Origin of the sequence: Spiroplasma endosymbiont of Clivina fossor (assembly GCF_964031115.1) — a bacterium.
Lineage (GTDB): Bacteria > Bacillota_I > Bacilli_A > Mycoplasmatales > Nriv7 > Nriv7.
Genome location: NZ_OZ035006.1, coordinates 23450 through 47664, shown reverse-complemented (window position 1 = coordinate 47664; position 24215 = coordinate 23450). Strand labels below are relative to the sequence as shown.

At 26.0% G+C, this 24215-nt stretch carries 27 protein-coding genes, 2 tRNA genes and 2 pseudogenes; 19 read left to right on the top strand and 12 right to left on the bottom strand.

Annotated features, from left to right (window positions below):
* Positions 1-416: 416 nt before the first annotated feature.
* The gene (locus AAHM82_RS00310; RefSeq protein WP_425289040.1) at positions 417-1622 is read left to right on the top strand and encodes an IS256 family transposase; all 1206 of its coding nucleotides are present in this window, start codon (positions 417-419) and stop codon (positions 1620-1622) included.
* 167 nt (positions 1623-1789) lie between these two features.
* On the opposite strand, the gene AAHM82_RS00305 is transcribed toward AAHM82_RS00310, so the two are convergent.
* On the bottom strand, positions 1790-3097 hold the full coding sequence (locus tag AAHM82_RS00305) for a hypothetical protein (RefSeq protein WP_342264179.1): 1308 nt from the start codon (positions 3095-3097) through the stop codon (positions 1790-1792).
* Positions 3098-3434: 337 nt separating this feature from the next.
* Between AAHM82_RS00305 and rplM the strand changes: the two genes are divergently transcribed.
* The 6 genes from rplM to AAHM82_RS00275 all read left to right on the top strand — a co-directional run bounded on the left by rplM (position 3435) and on the right by AAHM82_RS00275 (position 5991).
* Entirely contained in the window at positions 3435-3881 is a 447-nt protein-coding gene (gene rplM / locus AAHM82_RS00300) for a 50S ribosomal protein L13 (RefSeq protein ID WP_342264178.1), read from the top strand.
* Between the two features lie 8 nt (positions 3882-3889).
* Positions 3890-4291, top strand: a complete 402-nt coding sequence (gene rpsI, locus AAHM82_RS00295; protein WP_342264177.1) for a 30S ribosomal protein S9 — start codon at positions 3890-3892, stop codon at positions 4289-4291.
* A gap of 44 nt (positions 4292-4335) precedes the next feature.
* Positions 4336-4412: transfer RNA gene (locus AAHM82_RS00290), tRNA-Ile, on the top strand.
* A 5-nt stretch (positions 4413-4417) separates the two neighbouring features.
* Positions 4418-4493 (top strand) — tRNA-Ala (locus AAHM82_RS00285).
* A 149-nt stretch (positions 4494-4642) separates the two neighbouring features.
* Entirely contained in the window at positions 4643-5692 is a 1050-nt protein-coding gene (locus tag AAHM82_RS00280) for a YitT family protein (RefSeq protein WP_342264176.1), read from the top strand.
* A 32-nt stretch (positions 5693-5724) separates the two neighbouring features.
* Complete coding sequence (locus AAHM82_RS00275; protein ID WP_342264175.1) at positions 5725-5991, top strand: hypothetical protein; 267 nt, start codon at positions 5725-5727, stop codon at positions 5989-5991.
* A 246-nt stretch (positions 5992-6237) separates the two neighbouring features.
* On the opposite strand, the gene AAHM82_RS00270 is transcribed toward AAHM82_RS00275, so the two are convergent.
* The 4 genes from AAHM82_RS00270 to AAHM82_RS00255 all read right to left on the bottom strand — a co-directional run bounded on the left by AAHM82_RS00270 (position 6238) and on the right by AAHM82_RS00255 (position 10209).
* Complete coding sequence (locus tag AAHM82_RS00270) at positions 6238-6579, bottom strand: hypothetical protein (protein WP_342264174.1); 342 nt, start codon at positions 6577-6579, stop codon at positions 6238-6240.
* Between the two features lie 119 nt (positions 6580-6698).
* A complete protein-coding gene (locus AAHM82_RS00265; protein WP_342264893.1) occupies positions 6699-8291 on the bottom strand; it encodes an APC family permease in 1593 nt (530 codons plus the stop codon).
* Between the two features lie 226 nt (positions 8292-8517).
* On the bottom strand, positions 8518-9726 hold the full coding sequence (locus AAHM82_RS00260; protein WP_425289039.1) for an IS256 family transposase: 1209 nt from the start codon (positions 9724-9726) through the stop codon (positions 8518-8520).
* A gap of 279 nt (positions 9727-10005) precedes the next feature.
* Positions 10006-10209 (bottom strand): hypothetical protein, encoded by a 204-nt coding sequence (locus tag AAHM82_RS00255; RefSeq protein WP_342264173.1) that lies wholly within the window; start codon positions 10207-10209, stop codon positions 10006-10008.
* 463 nt (positions 10210-10672) lie between these two features.
* Here AAHM82_RS00255 and AAHM82_RS12385 point away from each other — a divergent pair, with 463 nt between their 5' ends.
* The 10 genes from AAHM82_RS12385 (at position 10673) to AAHM82_RS00215 (ending at position 17950) form a co-directional block, all read left to right on the top strand.
* Positions 10673-11113 carry a transposase family protein gene (locus AAHM82_RS12385; protein ID WP_342263396.1) on the top strand — a complete coding sequence of 147 codons (441 nt, stop codon included), beginning with the start codon at positions 10673-10675 and terminating at the stop codon, positions 11111-11113.
* Positions 11110-11502, top strand: coding sequence for a transposase family protein (locus AAHM82_RS12380; RefSeq protein ID WP_342264845.1), 393 nt, complete (start codon positions 11110-11112; stop codon positions 11500-11502). The genes AAHM82_RS12385 and AAHM82_RS12380 overlap by 4 nt, the downstream gene beginning before the upstream one ends.
* Before the next feature lie 174 nt (positions 11503-11676).
* Complete coding sequence (locus AAHM82_RS00245; protein ID WP_342264172.1) at positions 11677-13065, top strand: Mbov_0401 family ICE element transposase-like protein; 1389 nt, start codon at positions 11677-11679, stop codon at positions 13063-13065.
* Positions 13066-13653: 588 nt separating this feature from the next.
* Positions 13654-14529, top strand: a complete 876-nt coding sequence (locus AAHM82_RS00240) for an energy-coupling factor transporter ATPase (RefSeq protein WP_342264171.1) — start codon at positions 13654-13656, stop codon at positions 14527-14529.
* Positions 14514-15410, top strand: a complete 897-nt coding sequence (locus AAHM82_RS00235; RefSeq protein ID WP_342264170.1) for an energy-coupling factor transporter ATPase — start codon at positions 14514-14516, stop codon at positions 15408-15410. Before AAHM82_RS00240 ends, AAHM82_RS00235 begins: the two co-directional genes overlap by 16 nt.
* Positions 15411-15423: 13 nt before the next feature.
* Positions 15424-16347 (top strand): energy-coupling factor transporter transmembrane protein EcfT, encoded by a 924-nt coding sequence (locus AAHM82_RS00230; RefSeq protein WP_342264169.1) that lies wholly within the window; start codon positions 15424-15426, stop codon positions 16345-16347.
* 332 nt (positions 16348-16679) lie between these two features.
* Positions 16680-17111, top strand: coding sequence for a hypothetical protein (locus tag AAHM82_RS00225; RefSeq protein ID WP_342264168.1), 432 nt, complete (start codon positions 16680-16682; stop codon positions 17109-17111).
* Positions 16994-17248: a UPF0236 family transposase-like protein gene (locus AAHM82_RS12375; RefSeq protein WP_425289038.1), complete on the top strand. Its 255-nt coding sequence runs from the start codon at positions 16994-16996 to the stop codon at positions 17246-17248. Before AAHM82_RS00225 ends, AAHM82_RS12375 begins: the two co-directional genes overlap by 118 nt.
* A complete protein-coding gene (locus tag AAHM82_RS00220) occupies positions 17187-17474 on the top strand; it encodes a hypothetical protein (protein WP_425288988.1) in 288 nt (95 codons plus the stop codon). The genes AAHM82_RS12375 and AAHM82_RS00220 overlap by 62 nt, the downstream gene beginning before the upstream one ends.
* A gap of 23 nt (positions 17475-17497) precedes the next feature.
* Complete coding sequence (locus tag AAHM82_RS00215; RefSeq protein ID WP_342264166.1) at positions 17498-17950, top strand: UPF0236 family transposase-like protein; 453 nt, start codon at positions 17498-17500, stop codon at positions 17948-17950.
* Here the strand turns inward: AAHM82_RS00215 and AAHM82_RS12370 are convergent.
* Positions 17951-18313, bottom strand: a pseudogene (locus AAHM82_RS12370) (transposase); the annotation flags it as partial.
* 58 nt (positions 18314-18371) lie between these two features.
* Here AAHM82_RS12370 and AAHM82_RS00210 point away from each other — a divergent pair.
* Together AAHM82_RS00210 and AAHM82_RS00205 are read left to right on the top strand one after the other, a co-directional pair.
* Complete coding sequence (locus AAHM82_RS00210) at positions 18372-18764, top strand: transposase family protein (RefSeq protein ID WP_342263426.1); 393 nt, start codon at positions 18372-18374, stop codon at positions 18762-18764.
* Between the two features lie 2 nt (positions 18765-18766).
* Complete coding sequence (locus AAHM82_RS00205; protein ID WP_342264877.1) at positions 18767-19189, top strand: transposase family protein; 423 nt, start codon at positions 18767-18769, stop codon at positions 19187-19189.
* Between the two features lie 24 nt (positions 19190-19213).
* On the opposite strand, the pseudogene AAHM82_RS12365 reads toward AAHM82_RS00205, so the two are convergent.
* The 6 genes and pseudogenes from AAHM82_RS12365 to yidC all read right to left on the bottom strand — a co-directional run.
* Positions 19214-20028: pseudogene (locus tag AAHM82_RS12365) on the bottom strand (IS256 family transposase); the annotation flags it as partial.
* Between the two features lie 287 nt (positions 20029-20315).
* Entirely contained in the window at positions 20316-21083 is a 768-nt protein-coding gene (locus tag AAHM82_RS00190) for a TatD family hydrolase (protein WP_342264165.1), read from the bottom strand.
* A gap of 13 nt (positions 21084-21096) precedes the next feature.
* Positions 21097-22467 carry a tRNA uridine-5-carboxymethylaminomethyl(34) synthesis GTPase MnmE gene (gene mnmE, locus AAHM82_RS00185; RefSeq protein ID WP_342264164.1) on the bottom strand — a complete coding sequence of 457 codons (1371 nt, stop codon included), beginning with the start codon at positions 22465-22467 and terminating at the stop codon, positions 21097-21099.
* Between the two features lie 50 nt (positions 22468-22517).
* Positions 22518-22934: a protein jag gene (locus AAHM82_RS00180; protein ID WP_342264163.1), complete on the bottom strand. Its 417-nt coding sequence runs from the start codon at positions 22932-22934 to the stop codon at positions 22518-22520.
* A 65-nt stretch (positions 22935-22999) separates the two neighbouring features.
* The gene (locus tag AAHM82_RS00175) at positions 23000-23137 is read right to left on the bottom strand and encodes a hypothetical protein (protein ID WP_342264162.1); all 138 of its coding nucleotides are present in this window, start codon (positions 23135-23137) and stop codon (positions 23000-23002) included.
* 17 nt (positions 23138-23154) lie between these two features.
* Positions 23155-24213 carry a membrane protein insertase YidC gene (yidC, locus tag AAHM82_RS00170; protein ID WP_342264161.1) on the bottom strand — a complete coding sequence of 353 codons (1059 nt, stop codon included), beginning with the start codon at positions 24211-24213 and terminating at the stop codon, positions 23155-23157.
* Positions 24214-24215 lie beyond the last annotated feature (2 nt).

Below are 24215 nucleotides of genomic sequence, written 5' to 3'. Positions count from 1 at the left end.
AGACCTTTTCTTTTTAAAGTCTTTTAAGGGGTAAATTATGCAGACCAATTTTCAAACTAAAGCTAATTATCCTAAAGATTTTAATTTTCGAATGAAATTCAGTAAAAAAGATGATGGTACTACTTATAAACCTTGACGAAATCGCAATGAAAAATCAAATTTATCGAACTATATTATTCATAAATCTTCGATAGAAAAATATTAGTTAAAATTTAATAAAATTAATAATTTTTCATTGTGTAAAAATTCAATAATATGATAAAATGGTAATGAATAAAAATGACAATATCAAGAAAGGCAGGGTTAGTTTAGTAATTAAATAATAATAATTGAGCCTGTCCAAAATTCTGTGTCTCGATAATTCATTCTGAATTATACTTAAACGAAGGAGAACAGAAAATGACAAAAAAAAAAAAATAAAAAAAGAACCTGACGCAATTGATAAAGTTGTTGATTATTTTTTAGAAAATATTGATAATCCACAAGATTTATTTAAAGGCAATACTATTTTTCAGGAATTTACCAAAAAATTAACTGAACGAATGTTAAATACGGAAATTAAAGATTATCTTGAAACTGATGAGAATCATAATAAAAGAAATGGCAACACACAAAAAACCATTATTACTAAAAATGGTTCAATCGCAATTGATGTACCAAGAGATCGAAATAGTACTTTTGAACCAGTAATTATTCCGAAAAGACAAAGAAGATTTGATAACTTTGATCAAAAAGTAATTTCTTTATATGCAAGAGGAATGACAATTTCTGATATCAAAGCACAATTGCAAGAATTCTATCACGGAGCAGAAATTTCAGAAAGTTTAATTAGTCAAATAACTGATGATGTTATTGAAGAAGTTAAAATGTGACAAACTAAACCTTTAGAGAAGATTTATCCGATTGTTTATTTTGATTGTATTGTTGTTAAAGTAAAGCAAGATAAACGAATAATAAATAAAGCAGTTTATCTTGCCTTAGGAATTAATTTAGATGGTTTAAAAGATATTTTAGGAATGTGAATTAGTGAGAATGAGGGAGCCAAATTTTGACTTAATAATCTTACGGAAATGAAAAATCGTGGGTTACAAGATATTCTTGTTGCTTGTAGTGATAATTTAACTGGAATGTCTGATGCAATAGAAGCTGTGTTCCCAAAAACACAGCATCAATTATGCATTGTTCATCAAATTCGCAATAGTTTAAAATTTGTTCCTTACAAAGATCGCAAACTTGTAGCTAATGATTTAAAATCAATTTATACAGCAATTAATGAAGAAATAGCGTTAATTGCTTTAGATCATTTTTCTGAAAAATGAAATAAAAAGTATCCACAAATTACTAAATCATGAAAAAATAACTGAAATAATTTAATAATTTTTCTTGAATATCCTCAGGAATTTAGAAAGATTATTTACACAACTAATGCGATTGAATCTGTTAATAGTCAATTAAGAAAAGTTATTAAGAATAAAAAGATTTTTCCTAATGACGCATCAGTTTTTAAAATATTTTATTTAGCATTTCAAAATATGGTTAAGAAATGAACGATGCCAATTCAAAATTGGGGTAGTGCGATTTCACATTTAATGATAAAATTTGAGGACACAGAGTGAATTTAAGTTAATTACTTAGAGACACAGTTAATTGTACAGTCCCGAAAATTGGTCTGCATAATTTACCCCTTAAAAGACTTTAAAAAGAAAAGATCTAGTTTTAGCTAGACCCCTACAAATTTTACACTACCAAAGTTATTTTTAACCTATCTTGCTGCCAACAACATTATCGCTTACGGAACCAATTTTGTTCCAATAACCTGATAATACTTATTAGGTAAGTATTTCAAAAAAAACTCATTAAGCATTGTTCAACGAACCGATAATTGATTGCTTGGTATACTACTAATCGGTTGTAATAACCATTGACTAAATAACTCCGCAAACTGTTCTTTTAAACTAACAAACTTACCATAGTTACTATCAACAAATAATTTTGATACTAAAGCACTAATTTTTGTTTCTGAATTAGAAAAATATATATTGCCATTTATATCAATAAATTTAATCTTACTTGGAAGATACCCCAATTTACTAGCAATAAAACGAACAAATTCTTGGGATGCAGAAATTTTTGTTTTTTTTAACTTTCACCCCATTTTATATCTCGCTTGATTTTTATTAGTAGATTTTTGTAATCCGTTTTTAAATCATTTACCTAAACGAACTTCATCAGCAACATCAGCAACATTACTTTCATCTGGTAAAATATTAGTATTTAACTGTTCAGGAAAAAAATTTAACAAGTTTTCTAACGCATGACCATACTCATGAATAACCCCCGTAGTAACATTACTAGTTGAAAATTGACCATTAAAATATTGGGATTTAATATGATCTTCATCAACAATAGTTGGTCGCAAAGCAATAAACTGATAACCATATTGTCTATTTAAAACCGTAACCCCTAAGGTACTTTCTGAATCAGTCTGTAAATCAAAACTATTAGTAAACGAAAGGGCAACTAATAACTTAGCAACATTTTTTTTACCATAATATTTACTTAAATAATTATACATCGCTAACAAATACTTTGAATTATCACCAATTTTTTGTTCTAATAGTTTCAAATCAAGCATTGGTTTTTGTCCATCTCTTAAGTCAGTATTTTCAAGATTTTTTACTAAATCATCATATCTTGAATAATAATCTCTTAACAATAATGAACTTTGTTTATACTTATTATATTGCTCTGTACTTTTATTAGAAATTTTTAAAATCTCATTATAACAAGATTGTAATGCTTTCCTTTCAGCAATATTGTTTTTCTTTCTATTAATAGTTGCTAAATATTTCATATAATTTGAATCACCATTTAATGATGGTGATTCAAAATCTAAACTCCAACGATGAAAATCATCTTCGAACTGTAACCCTTCACTTTTAAGATTAGCATTCTCACCCTCAAAAGCACAATTATAATTAATTAACGAATCATTATCATTAGATAATTGATAATCATAAAAATTAAAAGCGTTACACCCTACTAATAAAAACAATATGTTAATAATATTAACAACTAATGGTATTTTTTTAATCATTGTTATCCTCCCTAATTATCAATTATTTTAGTTACTTTATTTTATCATTTTTTATCATAAAATCTACAAAATTAAAAATTTTTTATTGTGTAAAAATTCAATAATATGATAAAATCATCACGAATAAAAATGACAATAACAAGAAAGGCAGGGTTAGTTTAGTAATTAAATAATATAATTAGTTGATTGTTTTACTTCTTCAAAGCAATACCTAAGAAAACTAAACGCGACCAAAATTATTATTTTCATTGCATTAACGAAACATTTGTTATATAATTTTATTGCTTTTATGCATTATAGCTTCGGTACAAGAGCAAATGCAAAGGGAGAGATATAAATGCGACAAACGACAATGACTAATTCACAAGATGTGAAAAAAACATGATACATTATTGATGCCAGCGGTTTAATTTTAGGGCGCTTAGCAACAAAAGTAGCAAGTATTTTAAGAGGTAAACATAAACCAACATTTACCAGCCATGTTGATTGTGGTGATAATATTATCATTATTAATGCTCATAAAGTAATATTAAGTGGTAATAAGCTGAATAATAAAAAATATTATAATCACTCTGGTTTTGTTGGTGGTATGAGAGTGCGAACAGCTAAGGAAATGCAAGATAAGTATCCAATTGAGATGGTTGAAAGAACTATTAAAGGAATGTTACCCCATACTAGTTTGGGAAGAAAACAAGCTAAAAATTTATTTGTTTATGATAGTGAAAAGCACCCCCATAGTGCTCAAATGCCAAAACTATTAGTATTACAAGAAGAAGGGAGTTAATCGAATTAATGAAAATAAAAAAAGAAATTATTTATCGTGGTACGGGTAGAAGAAAAACATCAGTAGCGCAAGTAGTATTAACTTCAGGAAAAGGGAATATTACTATTAATAATAAACCGGCACTTATTTTTTTTCCTTATGCAACATTAATCCAAGAGTTAGAACAACCATTATTAGAAATGGATATGAAAGAAAGTTTTGATATTAATGTTAAAGTTAGTGGTGGTGGTTTTAGCGGTCAAGCAGGAGCTACGAGATTAGGTATTGCAAGAGCATTATTAAAATTTTCACCAGATTATCGAATGAAGTTAAGACAAAAAGGTTTAATAACTTGTGATTCACGAATTAAAGAAAGAGATAAGTATGGACAAAAAGGTCCCCGAGCAGGAAACCAATTTTCAAAAAGATAATTTATATTTTAGCATATATCTCAAATATATGCTTTAATTGGGATGGGACTATAGCTCAGTTGGTTAGAGCGCACGCTTGATAAGCGTGAGGTCGGTGGTTCAAGTCCACTTAGTCCCACCATTGATGGGCCCGTAGCTCAGCTGGGAGAGCACCTGCCTTGCACGCAGGGGGTCGGCGGTTCAATCCCGTTCGGGTCCACCATTTTAATTTAATTAATGACTTAAACTTAATTTTATTGTTTGAATAATAAATAAAATTAAGTTTTTTTTTGTTAAAATCATTTACAACGATTTATTTATTGTTAAAATTGTTTTATTACTAGATGTAATGTATTTGGGAGACTTGTTGTAATGAAAAAAAGAGTAAAGTTTAAAAAGCCTAGTTTTTCCAAACAAGTGAAATTATTTTTTCAAAAAATTCATAATACTAAATTTACTCGCATTATGAGAAGTTTGTTATTGCTAACATTAGCAGCATTACTATTAACTTTAACTTTTAATTATTTTATTAATCCCGTAGGTTTTTACAATGGTGGTTTTAGTGGGATATCGCAAATTATTGTTTATTCAATTTTTTCATCACCTAAAGAACAAGCGATGTGGTTTTACATTGTTGTTTTAATGTTAAATATTCCTTTTGTAATTTTTGGATATTTTAAAGTTGGCCGATATTTTACTGTTTATACTTTATTTTTTATGTTAATGCAAACAGCATGAAACTTTATTTTACGAGCAATTCCGATTTTAGATCAATTAAAAATTATGGAAGAATTAATTTTCCCTAAGGATACTGATACGGGAAAAGCAGTGATGACTTTAGCGGCTTTTGTTTATGCTTTTATTGGTTCAATTATTTGAGGTTTTGCTATCGCAATTGCTTTTATTGCAGGTGGTAGTTCTGGTGGTTCAGATTTTTTAGCTGCTTATTTAGCAGTGTGAAAAAAACAAGGTGTTGGTAAATTTCAAAAATATATGAATTATGCAATTATTGTTTTAGCAATTTTAATTAAGTATTTTGTGCAAAAAAATGAAGATAATTTAATTTATGCTTTTTTTAAAAATTTTACTTTGTATGTATCAATTATTTTTGCAACGATTAGTACTGTTGTTACTAATTTTATTTATCCAAAATTTAAATTAGTTAATGTGATGATTTTTACAAAATTACCATTAGATGTTTGTGAATATTTTAAAACTCATGAATATCCTCATGATACTACTTTAATTAGTTCTAGTGATATTAAGAGTGGTAAGGTTTCGGGAACAATTTTTGCGACAATTTCTTTAATAGAATATAAAAAAGTTAAATATAATGTAACAAGAATTGATAATAAAGCGTTTATTGTTGTTATTCCCGTGACAATGGTTTATGGTACCTTTAATATTCAAAGGTTTAATTAATATTAAAAATGCTAATGCCAAGGAGTTGACCAATGAAGCAAGGTTTTCTAAGATTTTTAAAAATAGTTGATTGGAAATTTATTACGATGGCAATTGCGATTATTTTAATAATTTTTTCGTTACCAATTGTTATTTTAACGGAAAAGGAAACTATTATTCATAATGATAAAAAAGAATTTGTTTTAAGAAATAATTTAACATCGTTATTAGCGATGATATTTTTTACTTCTGGTAATAGTCTTTTTTCAAAGATTAATGACATCACCAGAATTTTTAGCTTTAATTGTGCTGATAATTAATATCATTGTTTATAGTTTAGCTGGATTTTTTTATATGATGAAAGAGATTTCCAAAAGGAAACGCATTATTTTTACAATATCTTTTTTAACAATTATGGTTTTAATCGGTTTTATTTTGTTAATTGTATTTATTATTCAAAAAAATCTTTAATTTTGTCGAAAACTCTTGATAAAATAAAAAAAAATCATCAACTTGATAATTTTAAAAGGCTTTTATGTAAAATTACTATTTTTACTTTAACTTTTTTATACATTAAAATATAATACCGCTGTTTGTTGGTTTGGAGTTAAACCCTTATGTTGGTATTTTCATTTTCAGAGATTTAAATAATTTTGAATATTAGTAAAACCTAAACCATGATAATGAATTAAGGCTTCTTTAAGACTAGATTGTAATTTACTGATTTTATTTAAGTTACGATAACTAGCTTCAGGATTAATTGTTGTTTTAGTTACACATAAAGTAGAATTTGTTTTTAATTTTGTCGAAAACTCTTGATATTTATTGAATATACTTAATTTTAGGTATATTTTAATATGATAGAGGTGGATAATAATTATGGGAAAAAATAATTCAAATAGCACCAATCATCATTAATATTTTAGGAATTATTAGTCCTGTTGGATTTATTTTTGCCATATATAATTTCATCCCCTTTAATCTAGATTCATTATACTATTTTCCAATAGTCTAATACAAGACTATTTTATAATTCAGTAACTTCTTCAAAATCATTACCATTCTCATTAACAGTAATTTGTTCCCTAGAAACATAAATATTTTCTTCCAAATTACCATCATTAGAAAAATTATTTGTCCCATTATCACTCGTTGGTTGTTCAAGTTCTGATACATTACTAGCTTCATTATCATTTTCTAATTCATTATCTTTCATAAATAATCCTAATCAAGGCAAAGCAAGAATTAATAGTAAAAAGAAAATTTGTAAAATTGCTCCTACTTTATTTTCAGAGGTTACTAATAAAGCAAAGTAAGAATAAACATTATATCCCAATATTAAAGTAATACATAATATGGAAATAGTCGCTGCCGGAATAAAATATCAAGCATTAAGCGTTTTAATCTTTTTACGATAACGATTTAATAAACCATAAAAGATAATTACACCATATAACATAAATGCCATCACAACACCAGCATTACTAATAAAATCAAAGAAATTATAATTATCATCAGTAACTATCGTTGGTAGCGCCATAATTACAATTCAAACTGCAAATAATACTCCCATCACCATTAATGTTGCTGTTTTAATACCAAAACGATTAATAACTTTTTGTCATATTTTATCGTTACCAATAACAAAACCATCATCTAATGATGACCTTGTTAACTTTGTCATTGAAAAACAATAACCATTTAAAGTTCCAAAAGCACTAATAAGAATAAAAATAAAAATTAAGCGCGTACAAACAGCATTAACTGTTGGATTATTAAATATTTTTCCCGCCGCAATAGCAACGCTACCACTAGGGTCTAAATTTAATGTTGAAATTGAAGTTAAGACATAAATAAAAGTAATTCCTGTTAAACCAAAAACTAAGGCTAAAGGAATATTTTTACTAGAATTCTGAACATCTTTTTGAATATAAGTTGTTGATAAAAAACCATCAAAGGCAAAAAGAATTCCTGGTAACGCCATTAACAGCATTTCAAAATGACCTTTATTTTTAACAATTTCATATTTTTTTGAATCACCTAATCCCGTTTCTAAAAAAGCCCCTGCTCCTGCATTAACAACAATTAATCCAGCAATACCAATAAAAATTAATGGTATTAGTTTTAAAACAACGGTAATCATTTGTACTCATTTACTAATTGATTCATTATAAATGCAACAAACAATAACAAATAAAGTATATAAAACTGCAAAAATACTTAATAATAATTCATACACATTAGAACCACCTAAGACATTTGCTAAACGCATTTCCGCATCTTGACCGCCACCAATTGCTCAAACAGAAGCCTTACTAGTATAATAAGCTACTGTAAAAGCAGTTAATGGCAAATAAATATTATTCATTGCATTACGAACAACACGCCCAAATTTACTACCAGCAAACATTTTTGCATATAAAGCAATTCCCGAATTACTATCTTGTTTTGCCGATGAAATTTCCATAAATGATAAACCAAAAGAAATTGCTACAACACCACCAATAATTCAAGCAATGATTCCTAAGATTCCATTACCATTAACAAAGCCGTAAACACCTTCATTTTTAAAGAATATCCCCGTTCCAATTACTGTCCCCACAACCATACAGAGGCACATAAATAAACCATATTTTCTTGCCACATTTTGACTCATATATTTTTTCCCTTCTAAATTATTAATTTTATTTAATTTTATAGTATTTATTTATATTATAACAATAATAAATATCAAGAGTTTTCGACAAAATTAAAATAAAAATTGTTAATTATTATTAAATTTTAACTAAATATATTAATTTTATATTTTTACTTGGGACTGTACAATTAACTGTGTCTTTAAGTAATTAACTTAAATTCACTCTGTCCTCAAATTTTATCATTAAATGTGAAATTGCACTACCCCAATTTTGAATTGGCATCGTTCATTTCTTAACCATATTTTGAAATGCTAAATAAAATATTTTAAAAACTGATGCGTCATTAGGAAAAATCTTTTTATTCTTAATGACTTTTCTTAGTTGACTATTAACAGATTCAATCGCATTAGTTGTGTAAATAATCCTTCTAAATTCTTGAGGATATTCAAGAAAAATTATTAAATTATTTCAGTTATTTTTTCATGATTTAGTAATTTGTGGATACTTTTTATTTCATTTTTCAGAAAAATGATCTAAAGCAACTAGCGCTATTTCTTCATTAATTGCTGTATAAATTGATTTTAAATCATTAGCTACAAGTTTGCGATCTTTGTAAGGGACAAATTTTAAACTATTACGAATTTGATGAACAATGCATAATTGGTGCTGTGTTTTTGGGAACACAGCTTCTATTGCATCAGACATTCCAGTTAAATTATCGCTACAAGCAACAAGAATATCTTGTAAGCCACGATTTTTCATTTCCGTAAGATTATTAAGTCAAAATTTGGCGCCCTCATTCTCGCTAATTCACATTCCTAAAATATCTTTTAAACCATCTAAATTAATTCCTAAGGCAAGATAAACTGCTTTATTTATTATTCATTTATCTTGCTTTACTTTAACAACAATACAATCAAAATAAACAATCGGATAAATCTTCTCTAAAGGTTTAGTTTGTCACATTTTAACTTCTTCAATAACATCATCAGTTATTTGACTAATTAAACTTTCTGAAATTTCTGCTCCGTGATAGAATTCTTGCAATTGTGCTTTGATATCAGAAATTGTCATTCCTCTTGCATATAAAGAAATTACTTTTTGATCAAAGTTATCAAATCTTCTTTGTCTTTTCGGAATAATTACTGGTTCAAAAGTACTATTTCGATCTCTTGGTACATCAATTGCGATTGAACCATTTTTAGTAATAATGGTTTTTTGTGTGTTGCCATTTCTTTTATTATGATTCTCATCAGTTTCAAGATAATCTTTAATTTCCGTATTTAACATTCGTTCAGTTAATTTTTTGGTAAATTCCTGAAAAATAGTATTGCCTTTAAATAAATCTTGTGGATTATCAATATTTTCTAAAAAATAATCAACAACTTTATCAATTGCGTCAGGTTCTTTTTTTATTTTTTTTTTGTCATTTTCTGTTCTCCTTCTTTTAAGTATAATTCAGAATGAATTATCGAGACACAGAATTTTGGACAGGCCCTTTTACACACTTACTTAAATCTATTAGACTTCTTGCAAAATTAATATGATAATTATAATTTTTAAATTTAAAATAAATATAAAAGTGTTATTAAAATAATTTTTAGATTATTTTTACAAATATTTTGTCATTAAAACATAATAAAAATTATTTTTAAATTTAAAAATTAATATGATAATTATAATTTTGCAAGAAGTCTAATATATTTCAGTATTAACTTCATCACTGTTGCTATTAATTATTTTTAAATTATCTCTTTTAACTCTATTTAAATTTTCTAAATTATTTGTTTGTTGATAATTAATTTCATTTTTTGCTGGAGTTGATGCATTCCCGACAATTCCGGTCATTCCACTTCCTGCTATGGTGATTGTTCCTAAGATTCCTAATAATTTTTTCATATTAATCAACTTCCTTTGGGTGAATTTTTCCTAATTAATAAAATTTATAAGCGTCCCCCCCCTCTTCTCCAAAAATTAATCTACAGTCTCTTTACTTTGGAATTTAATTATATATCATTAAATAATAATTTCCTTTAATTTTGTCGAAAATAATTGATAAAGTCAAAAGTCCTTATCAATTATAGGTTTTTGCAAAAACATTAATTTATTAAAAATCCAATAAAATTAAAATCAAGGTTTTATTAAAATATCAAGAGTTTTCGACAAAATTAAAAATAATTTCTATCATTTTTTCAGGATATTGAATACTAATTCTAAAAAAACATTTATCATATAAAGCAGAAAAATAAGCTAACTAAACTTTATTAAAATTACTATCAAGAAAGATAATTTATTAGACTTCTTGCAAAATTAATTTAAAATATAATTGAATTGTTGTTTTTAATAAAAAGGTGGAATTTAAATGAAATTTAAAAAAAATAATCAAATAAGTGATAAAAATTTTTTAAGATTAACTGGTATTAAACATACTACTTTTAATAAAATGCTAGAAATTTTAAAAATAGAAGAATTAAAAAAGAGATTTCGTCGCGGAAGAACCAATAAATTATCATTAGAAAATCGTATTTTAATGACTTTAGAATATTGAAGAGAATATAGAACTTATTTTCATATTGCAAAAAGTTATGATATTAGTGAAAGTAGTTGTTATAGAAATATCAAATGAATTGAAGACACTTTAATAAAACACCCTAATTTTCAACAACTTACTGGTCAAAAATCACTATTAAAAGATTATTTCAAAGATAAGACTGTTATAATTGATGTAACTGAAAGCCAAATCCAACGCCCAAAAAAAGACAAAAACAGCACTACTCAGGAAAAAAGAAAAAACACACAATAAAAACACAAGTTATAATTGAAAAAGATAGTAAAAAAATTATTAGTTCTGATTTTTCTTATGGTAAAAACCATGACTTTAAAATTTTAAAAGATTCAAAAATTAAATTTTTACCAGAAACAACTGTTTTAGTGGATTTAGGTTATCAAGGCATACAAAAAATTAATCATAATGTTTTAATTCCTAAAAGAAAATCAAAGAAAAACCCTTTAAATAAAGAAGAAAAGCAAAATAATGAGCGAATTTCAAAAATGAGAATTGTTATTGAAAATGTTTTTGCTATACTTAAAAAATTTAAAATTATTAGTGAAAAATATCGAAATCGTAGAAAAAGATTTGCTTTAAGATTTAATTTAATAGCTTCAATTTATAATTTACAACTATTAGTTTAAATATATTTGATAATTTAAAATTTCAGTCTTTTTTTATTGTAAATAATAATTTTTATTATGTTTTAATGACAAAATATTTGTAAAAATAATCTAAAAATTATTTTAATAACACTTTTATATTTATTTTAAATTTAAAAATTATAATTATCATATTAATTTTGCAAGAAGTCTATTATGTTAAAAATTAATAATAATGTAAAAACCCCAGAAAATAAACATTGATTTAGTTTATTTGTAACCCATAAAAACATGTACACCAACAAATGCGAACAATTAGCTAATGAATACGAAAAATTAGATGAATACTTATATAAATATCATTATCGCTTAAAACAAGGTTATAAAGTAGTTCATTTTGCTTTAAGAACAATTATTACAATTTTTGGTGATGTTACTTTTAAACGACGCCGATATAAATATTGAAATCAAAAATCAGGTAAATTTGAATATGTATGTTTGTTAGATAAAGAAATTGGTTTATTGTCCAAACAACGCATTTATTTTGATGTCCAATTTAAAGTTTTAAGTCTTCTGGGTGATGGCAAACGCTATCGTGATGTTTTAGATGCTCTAAATCATTGTTATATTTCAAAAGGTAGTATTTCAAATATTTTAAATAAATACGATATTGCCGAATATTTTCAACTAGCAGAAAAAGAAACCAAAATTAGAATTGATGTCAAAAATAAGAATTTATATATTCAACTAGATGAAACATTTTTGGCGACATTAGATCGGAAAGTTAAACAAGACCAAAGAATTCGTTTAGTTACTTTTCATACCGGATATAAAGAAAAAAAATACAAAAATGTTCGTAGAGAATTAGAAAACAAACGAGGTCATTTTCTAATGTTAAAAGTTGGTAAACGAATAAATACAATGGATTATCGTGATTTATTAATTAAAGAATTAAAAAAACATTATGTGAATATTAATTATGACAGAGTAATTGTTTGTGGCGACGGTGCTACTTGAATTAGAGAAATTGCCAATAGCTTTGGTAATGTTAGATATATTTTAGATGGTTATCATGCTATTAAAAAATTAAAACAAACGGCATTTAATATTATTTTTGAAAATCGCAAAGTAACACTAAATAGTTGAATTAAATTATATAAGGATGGAAATCATCAAGAATTAGTAAAAAACATTCGTAATATTGCTAAAAATGAATTAAATAAAGATATTAAAACAAATTTAAGGAGGGCGAGTAATTATTTCAGTAATAATAAGCACGGCATTCATAATCAAAATTTAGAATGAAATATCGGTTGTAGCATTGAAAGTGATGTATCGCATTTAGTAAAACAACAATTAGGATATGGAGCAAAAATATATAACCATAAGAATTTAAATAACTTATTACATTTAAGAATGGCAAATTTAAACAAATTAAATGTATTACATTACATTAATGAAAATATTAATTCAGAAATAGAAATCAGAAAAGAAATATATAAAAATTCATTATGAAATAAATATAATAATAAAAATGATGATAGTTGAATTAATTATAAAGGTAATGCTGTAACAAATAAATATAATAGATTTAAGATAAATTAATATATATTAGTGAAAATTTAATAATATTAATAGGACGCATAGAGTTTTGTTAGGTAGGCAAAGGTTTAAATAATTTTGAAAGAAAAGCACCTAAAAATTGATTACCTTTTTATTTGAAAAATAAGAAATAAAACAAAATATTTAATATTAACAAACATAATCTTAATAAAAGGTTATAAAAACTAATTAAAATGCTTATAAAACTAACATTAAAATAATTTTTTACAACAAAAATCATACATAAGAAATATATACTTAATTTGCATATTGAAATAATTTATAGTAAATGATTATTTTTTCTTTTTAAAAAAATACCTAAGAAAACTAAACGCGACCATATTAATAATTTTTATTGTGTAAAAATTCAATAATATGATAAAATAAAAACGAATAAAAATGACAATAACAAGAAAGGCGAGGTTAATTTAGTAATTAAATAATATAATTAGCTGATTGTTTTACTTCTTCAAATCAATACCTAAGAAAACTAAACGCGACCGCTTAATGTTTCCTATTTAACATTCTTTTATTAGTGTGTTAAAATTAAATAGTTAAATATTAATTATTTAGATATTTGGGAGTATATTAATGAGAAAGAAAAAAAAAGCCCACGAAAAATTGGAAACATTAACAAGAAAAAATAATATTGCTTTAAAAGTACAAGATATTGAATTTAAATATCGGATGAGTTATCCTAATGCGGTAGATGGTGTTAGTTTTAGTATCAATCACGGCGAGTATATAACTATTATTGGTCATAATGGTAGTGGAAAGTCAACTTTATCAAAAATTATTATTGGGGTTTTAAAAGCACAAAAAGGTAGTATTGAAATATTTGGTAATTTAGTAACTAAAGAAAATAGTCAATTAATTTCGCGTAAATTAGGAATTGTTTTTCAAAATCCGGATAATCAATTTATTGGTTCAACAGTTCGTGATGATATTGCTTTTGGTTTAGAAAATAAATGTGTTGACCCAAAATTGATGCCGAATATTATTACTAAATATTCACAAATGGTAGGAATGGAAAGTTATTTAGATCACGAACCATTATTATTATCAGGTGGTCAAAAACAACGCGTAGCGATTGCTTCGGCTTTAGCATTAACGCCAGAATTAATTATTTTTGATGAAGCTACTAGTATGTTAGACCCTAAGGGAAAAAGAGAAGTAAAAGAAATTATGGTGCAGTTAAAAGAATCGCGTGAGAAAACAATTATTTCAATTACCCATGATATGGATGAAATTATTAATGCTGATAAGGTATTAGTAATGAATAAAGGAAAAGTTGTTCGTTTTGGTAAACCAGAAGAAATTTTAAAAGAAGTTGATTTTTTAAGAAGTATTCATTTAGATATTCCTTTTATTTTAAAAATATCTTATGGATTAAAAAAGTATGGTGTTAATATTGACGAAACATTATATGAAGAGGAATTGGTACAACAAATATGTCAAAAAAAATAATTATTGATAATCCAGCGAATTTAATTAAATTTAATAATGTTAGTTATATTTATGCACCTAAAAGTCCATTTCAATTTCAAGCCTTAAAAGATGTTAATGTGTGAATAAAGGATTCTATTATTACGGCAGTTGTTGGTTCAACTGGTAGTGGGAAATCAACTTTAATTCAACATATGAATGGATTATTAATTCCAACAGCTGGGCAAATTATTGTTGGTGATTTTCTCATTAAAGCAAAGCAGAGAAAAATTAAAAAGCAGAAATTATTACGAAAATCAGTAGGGTTAGTTTTTCAATTTCCAGAATATCAATTATTTGAAGAAACAATTGAAAAGGATATTATGTTTGGGCCTTTAAACTTTGGGATTAAAAAGGATGAAGCCCGACTTAAAGCTGCTAAGTATTTAGAACTTGTAGGATTAAGTCAAGAATATTTAACGCGTTCGCCTTTTGATTTATCTGGTGGTCAAAAAAGAAGAGTAGCAATTGCTGGAATTTTGGCGATTGAAGGTCATACTTTAATTTTAGATGAACCAACAGCTGGTTTAGATCCTGATGGGGAAGGAGAGTTAATGAAGTTATTTTTTAAGTTTAATAAACAAGATAAAAAACGCATTATTCTTGTTACTCATAATATGGATCATGTTTTGCAATATGCCGATGAAGTTGTTGTTTTAAAAAATGGTCAATTGTATCATCAAAGTGATCCAGTTAGTCTTTTTGCTAATGCTCAATTAATTAAAGAAATTAATATTGAATCACCAAAAATTTTTCATTTTTTACAAAAGTTAAAAGATAATGGTTTTGATACTAGTGATATCAATGCTCGAACTGTTGAAGATTTAGTAACCCAATTAGCACAAAGAATTAATAGTAAGTAGAAGGAGTTAATTTATGAATATATCATTTGGACGGTATTTACCATATAATTCTCTTGTTCATCGCCTTGACCCTAGAATTAAAATGCTATCAATAATTGCTTTAATTGCAGCGGTTTTTATTAATACTGGTTTTACCGGTTATATTTTAACCGGAACAGTAATTATTAGTATTTTCTTTATTTCTAAATTACCATTGCGATTATTATTTTCTTTATTTAAGTTTGTTATTTTTGTAACTTTAGTATTATTAGTATTAAATTTCTTTCTTATTAAACCAGAGTTTAATGCGGATAAACAACCACTTTGAGATACAGTGGGTCTCATATATCAACCAGCTAAGTTTAAGTTTCTTATTGTGTCTTGTAAAGCTATTTTAACGGCATTATATATTTCTTTAAGAATTTATTTGATGGTTTTAGTAACAACGATTTTGACATCAACAACAAAACCATTGGATTTAACATTAGCTTTGGAAGATTTAATGTGACCTTTGAAGTTAATTAAAATTCCTGTTCATATTATTTCAATTATCATTTCAATGGCACTAAGAATGTTACCAACTTTATTTGAAGAAGCAATGCGAATTAAAAAAGCACAAGCATCAAGAGGGATGGATTCTAAAAATGGTAAATTTAAAGATAAAATTAAGTCCATCGTTTCTTTAATTATTCCTTTACTAGTATCATCATTTCAAAAAGCTGAGGATATGGCTTATGCAATGGATGCTCGGGGTTATGACCCCCATCAAAAAAGAACGCGATTTCGTCAATATCGGATTGGTTTTTTAGATGTGTTGATTTTAATTTTAATTCTTTGTTTTTTAGCATCAGTGGTGGTGCTATCTACTAGTATTGGTAGTGAATGATTAAATCATTGGGATGTTTGAAAGCCGATGCGTTATGTTGATCAGTTTGTTTGACGCTTAATAGAATATTAAAAATAATGGTTTCTTATTTATTTATTATCCATTAGTTATGATGGTAGCAAATATTGGGGATGGGTATGGGTCCGTCAAAATAATAAAATTACTGTTGAAGGTTCATTAATGGCAGTTATTACTAGTGCTTTAAATTGTGAGTTTAAAATTCAAGTAGCAAGTCGTACCGATAAAAAAGTTCATAGTTATGACCAAAAAGTTAAATTATCATTTAATATTGTTTTAGAACCAAAACAATTACAATGAATTTTAAATAATAAATTACCTAATGATATTTATATTACTAATTGTTGCATTGTTGCTAATGATTTTCATGTGCGAAAAAATGTGTTTTGAAAACATATCATTATCAGATTAATTGTGGATCTTACAATGTCTTTCAACAAAGATATATTTATCAATATAACAAACCGTTACGAAAAAGAAATTTACAAAAGATTGCTAAGATTTTTGTTGGAACTTATGATTTTTCTAATTTTTCTTTATTAAAAGATAATGAAACTATTAATCGGGTGCGAAATATTAAGAGTATTAAAATTAAAAAATATCAAGATTTAGTGATAATTATTATTAAAGCCCCAAGCTTTATTCGTCATCAAGTAAGAATGATTGTTGGTAGTATTTTAGCTTGTTATGAAGGAAAAATATCGTTAGCACAGTTGCAAGAACAATTATTACAATTTTTGGTGATGTTACTTTTAAACGACGCCGATATAAATATTGAAATCAAAAATCAGGTAAATTTGAATATGTATGTTTGCTAGATAAAGAAATTGGTTTATTGCCCAAACAACGCATTTATTTTGATGTCCAATTTAAAGTTTTAAATCTTTTGGGCGATGGTAAACGATATCGCGATGTTTTTAGATGCTCTAAATCATTGTTATATTTCAAAAGCTAGTATTTCAAGCATTTTAAATAAATATGATATTGCCGAATATTTTCAACTAGCAGAAAAAGAAACTAAAACTAGAATTGATGTCAAAAATAAGGATTTATATATTCAACTAGATGAGACATTTTTAGCGACATTAGACCATAAAATTAAACAAGACCAAAGAATTCGTTTAGTTACTTTTCATACTGGGCATAAAGAAAAAATTACAAAAATGCTCGTAGAAAATTAGAAAACAAACGAGGTCATTTTCTAATGTTAAAAGTTGGTAAACGAATAAATACGATGGATTATCGTGATTTATTAATTAAAGAATTACAAAAACATTATGTAAATATTAATTTTGACAAAATAATTATTTGTGGCGATGGCGATACTTGAATTAGAGAAATTGCCAATAGTTTCGGTAATGTTAGATATATTTTAGATGGTTATCACGCTATTAAAAAATTAAAACAAACTGCATTTAATATTATTTTTGAAAATCGTAAAGTAACACTAAATAGTTGAATTAAATTATATAAGGATGGAAATCATCAAGAATTAGTGAAAAACATTCGTAATATTGCTAAAAATGAGTTAAATAAAGATATTAAAACAAATTTAAGAAAGGCAAGTAATTATTTCAAAAACAATAAGCAAGGTATTCATAATCAAAATTTAGAATGAAAATATTGGGACTGTACAATTAACTGTGTCTCTAAGTAATTAACTTAAATTCACTCTGTCTTCAAATTTTATCATTAAATGTGAAATTGCACTACCCCAATTTTGAATTGGCATCGTTCATTTCTTAACCATATTTTGAAATGCTAAATAAAATATTTTAAAAACTGATGCGTCATTAGGAAAAATCTTTTTATTCTTAATGACTTTTCTTAATTGACTATTAACAGATTCAATCGCATTAGTTGTGTAAATAATTCTTCTAAATTCCTGAGAATATTCAAGAAAAATTATTAAATTATTTCAGTTATTTTTTCATGATTTAGTAATTTGTGGATACTTTTTATTTCATTTTTCTGAAAAATGATCTAAAGCAATTAACGCTATTTCTTCATTAGACTTGGTACATAACCTTTAATTTTATCTATTATTTTGATAATATTATTTCCTAGGTGAAGTACAAATGTTAGATAAATACAAAGACGAAAACGAATTTTATAGTTTAATAGGCATAAAATATAAAACTTTCATGAAAATGGTAGAAATTTTAAAAGAAGGTGAAGCTAAACAAAAACAAATTGGTGGTAGACCAAATAAATTATCAATAGAGCAAAGATTACTTATGACTTTAGAATACTGAAAAGAATATAGTACATATCGTATTATTGCAAAAAAATATAATATTAGTCATGTTAGTTGTATTCGTAATATCTTTTGAGTTGAAAATACTCTAATAAAAAATAGTCACTTTCATATACCTGGCAAAAAGATATTATTAGAAAATAAGGGTACTACTAATAATTTATTAGCAATTGATGCTACAGAAATTCCAATTGAAAGAATTAAAAAAAACTAAAATTATTATTTTCTGGTAAGAAAAGGCAACATTCATTAAAATCGCAAATAATTATTGATTTATTTAACAATAAAATTATTTCAGTAGATTTTTGTTATGGCAGTACTCATGATTATAAGTTATTTTTAAAATCAAATACACTTATAAATCCAAAATTAGAATTAATTGCCGATTCAGGATATCAAGGTTTGCAAAATGTTCATAAAAATACATTATTGCCAATTAAAAAGAGTAAAAATAATCCTTTAAATCCAGATAAAAAGGAATATAATAGCTTTTTAAGTAAAGTTAGAATTGTCATTGAACATGTTTTTGCTAGATTAAAAAGATTTAAAATACTAGTTTATCGTTATCGCAATAAGATTAGAAGATTTGGATTACGATTTAACTTAATTTCAGGAATATATAATTTTGAATTAAGCTAGTTATAGTTATGTACCAAGTCTATTAATTGCTGTATAAATTGATTTTAAATCATTAGCTACAAGTTTGCGATCTTTGTAAGGGACAAATTTTAAACTATTACGAAATTTGATGAACGATGCATAATTGGTGCTGTGTTTTTGGGAACACAGCTTCTATTGCATCAGACATTCCAGTTAAATTATCGCTACAAGCAACAAGAATATCTTGTAAGCCACGATTTTTCATTTCCGTAAGATTTTTATTAAGTCAAAATTTGGCTCCCTCATTCTCGCTAATTCACATTCCTAAAATATCTTTTAAACCATCTAAATTAATTCCTAAGGCAAGATAAACTGCTTTATTTATTATTCGTTTATACTTGCTTTACTTTAACAACAATACAATCAAAATAAACAATCGGATAAATCTTCTCTAAAGGTTTAGTTTGTCACATTTTAACTTCTTCAATAACATCATCAGTTATTTGACTAATTAAACTTTCTGAAATTTCTGCTCCGTGATAGAATTCTTGCAATTGTGCTTTGATATCAGAAATTGTCATTCCTCTTGCATATAAAGAAATTACTTTTTGATCAAAGTTATCAAATCTTCTTTGTCTTTTCGGAATAATTACTGGTTCAAAAGTACTATTTCGATCTCTTGGTACATCAATTGCGATTGAACCATTTTTAGTAATAATGGTTTTTTGTGTGTTGCCATTTCTTTTATTATGATTTTCATCAGTTTCAAGATGATCTTTAATTTCCGTATTTAACATTCGTTCAGTTAATTTTTTGGTAAATTCCTGAAAAATAGTATTGCCTTTAAATAAATCTTGTGGATTATCAATATTTTCTAAAAAATAATCAACAACTTTATCAATTGCATCAGGTTCTTTTTTTATTTTTTATTTTTTTGTCATTTTCTGTTCTCCTTCGTTTAAGTATAATTCAGGATGAATTATCGAGACACAGAATTTTGGACAGGCCCGAATATTTCCTTTATTAGCAGTTATTAATGGTACTAAAAAGTTTGAAACTGATATTTTTGAACAAAATCAAAATTCTTACTAAGATTTTTATGATTTTTATAAAAAAATAAAACTACAAATATAAAAAATGCTCTTATAAAATTTAAGAGCATTTTTTATTTAATTCCTAAAATTCGTTTCGCATTATTTGTTGTTGTGATAATAACATCATTTAAGGATATTTTTTTTAAACTTGCTAATTTTTTAGCAGTAAAAATAATATTTTTTGGATAATTTTTTGTTCCCCGATAAGGAACAGGTGTTAAATATGGCGCATCAGTTTCTAAAACAATTTTATTTAAAGGAAGATCTTTAGCAACTTGTTGCAAATCTTTAGCATTTTCAAAAGTAAGAATTCCTGAAAAAGAAATATAATATCCTAATTCAATAAACTTATTAGCAGTTTTTGTATTTGCTGAAAAGCAATGCATAATGCCAACAACATCATATTGTTTTAAAATTTCATAAGCATCATCAAAAGCATCACGAATGTGAACTAAAATTGGTAATTGATATTTTTTAGCTAATTTAATTTGTTTAATAAATCATTCTTTTTGTAAATCGCTACTATCTTGATTGCGATAGTAATCTAATCCAATTTCACCAATAGCACAAACACTTCCTGTTTTAATTAGTTCTTCTAATTCATAAAGATCATGTTCTTGATGATTACTAACATCGTTAGGATGAATGCCTACAGCTGCAAATACATCGGGTGAAGAAAATGCTTGGTCAACTGCTAATTTACTAGTTTTTAAATCATAACCAACATTACAAATTAAATTAACACCAATTAATTTCGCTTCTTCTAAAATATTATTTATATCTTCATCTTGATATGAATCTGAGACTAAATGACAATGCGTATCAAATAAACCATTCACTAATTAACCTCCCTTATTTGCCTAGACAAAAGCGACTAAACATTTCATCTAAGAGATTATCTTTAATTATTTTACCATTAATTTCTTGTAAAGAATCTCACGCTTCTTGAAAATGAAGGATTACTAAATCTAACGGCATACTATTATTTAAAGCTTGAATCGCTTCTTCAATTGTTATTGTAATTTTATCTAATAACATTTGGTGATGTGTTGCTGTCAAAATTAAATTATTATGATAATTAATTTTTTCTTGTAAAAACATCTCCTTAATTTTATCTATTAAGGGATTAAAATCATTGTTTAAAGCACTTATGGGGACTGAACTTAATGGCAAAAGCGAAACAACAACAGATAGTTTTTGTTGTAAATCAACTTTATTAATAATAATAATGCAATTTTTATCTTTAACTAGTTCTAATAACAACATATCATTATTATCTAAAATATTGCTACCATCAAGCACTAATAAAATTAACTGGGCTTTTTCTAAATACTGTTTTGATTTTTGAATTCCTAATTGTTCAATAATATCATTAGTATTTCTAATTCCCGCGGTATCAATTAGGTTTAAAGAAATATTATCAATATTTATTTTTCCGGTAACAATATCTCTAGTTGTTCCAGCAATTGTTGAAGTAATCGCACGATTTTCTTTTAATAAAGCATTTAATAAAGTAGATTTTCCTACATTAGGTTTACCAATAATTACAGTATCAATGCCATCATTAATAACCTGAGCAATTTTACTTTGTTTAGTAATGGTTAATAAATCACTATAAAGTTCATTGGTACGAGTTAAAACTAATTTTTGGGTTAAGTTTTCAACACCATCATATTCAGGATAATCAATATTAACAGTGATATTAGCTATTAATTCTAATAATCTTGTTTCCAGTTCTTTTAATAATTTGCTATTATTACCATTTAAACTGTTCATTGCTAATGCTAATGCTTCATCATTAGGTGCATTAATTAAATCATTAACTGCTTGTGCTTGTAATAAATCAATTTTTCCATTTAAAAATGCTCTTTTTGTAAATTCGCCCGCAGTTGCTAACCGAATATTATCATTTTTCATAATTGTTAATAATAAATGAATAATTTTATTAACAATTAACATACTGCCATGACAATTAATTTCAATAGTATCTTCACCAGTAAATGAACTATTTTTATAGTAGCAAACTAAAACTACTTCATCAATAATTATCTTTGTATTAGGATTAATAATCCTTCCAAAATATTTTTCTTTTGAAGAATTTAAAATATTTCTACTAAATACTTTATTAATAAGTGAAAATGTTTCTGGACCACTAACTCTAATAATAGCAATGGCTTGCTTAAGGGGAGCACTTGCTAAAGCAATAACCGTATCATTAATCATAAATATCACCTCTTTTCTTTTTTTAAAAATAAAAATCTAGACATTAACGACTAGATTTCACTACTTTCAAGATATTTAATAACAATATGTCTTTTATTACCTGAACCCTGAGATTCACTAATAACCTTATCGAATTTTTTTAATTCATTATGAATAATTCTTCGCTGATTATTAGGCATCAGTAATAATGCCATATCATTCTTAGTAAGCAATACTTTTTTAGCAGTGGTTTTTGCTAAATTAATTAAATTACTCTCTTGTCTTTGAAAATAGTCATTAACATCAACTTTAACAATATAACGACGATGAAACTTACTTGATAAATAACAGTAGTAGTTAGATAAATTTTGTAAAGAACTTAATACATAACCATTTTTACCAATTAATAACGCATTATTATCACAATTAATATTAACTTTAATCGTTTCATAGTTAGTTAATTTGTGAAATTTTAATTTCAATATCATTAAAATCTAACTCTGTTAAAAGTCCTTGCAAAACATCAACTAAATAAGTTTTAACATCACTCATATTATATTATTAAGGCAATCATCACTTGTTTTTTTAAAAATGTTTTAATTTCTTCTTTAATAATGTAAAAATGGGGTTCATCTTGTTGCTCAATAAAAGTTTTTAAATCTTCGCGTTTCTTAAATATTTTTTGTTCCATTTAATTCAACTCCAACTTTATTTTTTCTTTTTATACTTAGCATTCTTATTTATATAATGAAATAAAACTGTTTGTCCAATTTGCAATGCACCAGAAAAAATTCAATATATCGCAACTCCTGAACCAATTGTAAAGACCAGTAACATAAACACCCCCGTCATAATTAACTGTGTAATTAATTGTTTCTTTTGCGCTGCTTTCGATTCTTTAGTAAAAACTTTTTTCTTACCACGATTTAAATACATTGGTAATAACATTGAAATAATTTGAATTGGTAAATAAACAAAAACAATTGCTAAATATGCTCAGTCTCCTGCTTTTAATCCTTCTCAAGGTGTTATTGTAAAAGAAATTGCCCCAAACTCTTGTTCTTTCAAAATTCTCATGGAACGAACAACCATAAACATCGCATATAAAAATGGCATTGATAAAAATAAACTTGCAAATGATGCTAAAGGTTTAACCCCTTCTTTTTTATATAATCCCATTAATTCTAATTGCATTTTTTGTCTTGCTTGGGGATCAATTGAACCTTTATATTTTGCTTGAATCTCGCCTTGTTTTAATTGAATTGCTTGCATTTTCTCCTGATTTTTTTGTGATTTTCAAGAAAAGGCTAAAGTAATTAATTTAATTATTAAAGCGGTAACAAACATTGCTCCAATTGCTGCCGCTGCTGTTGGTTCAGCAGCAATTCCGCCACTAAAACCTTTTAGTAATACTCATAATAATGCAGCAATTGGATAAACAAATAAACCAAAAAATGGTGATTTAGTAACTGTTCAAGCTTCACTTCAACTAGAAATACCATTAAAAGGTAATTCTTCTTCACCATTTATAAAATGTGTCTTATTGCCATCACCAGGGAAAAGTAATTCAAAATAAGTACCAAATATTGAACCTGCACCCGTAGTTTTTCCACTTGTTGACACATTAGGATCAAACATCTGTCCACAACCTCATAAAAAGGTGATAATAAAAAAAGTATAAATGAAAATTTTACCAAATTTTCAAACTTGTTTTCACCATGGAGTTTGTGGCTTATTGGGCGCAAATAAATATTTTTTATAATCCATAA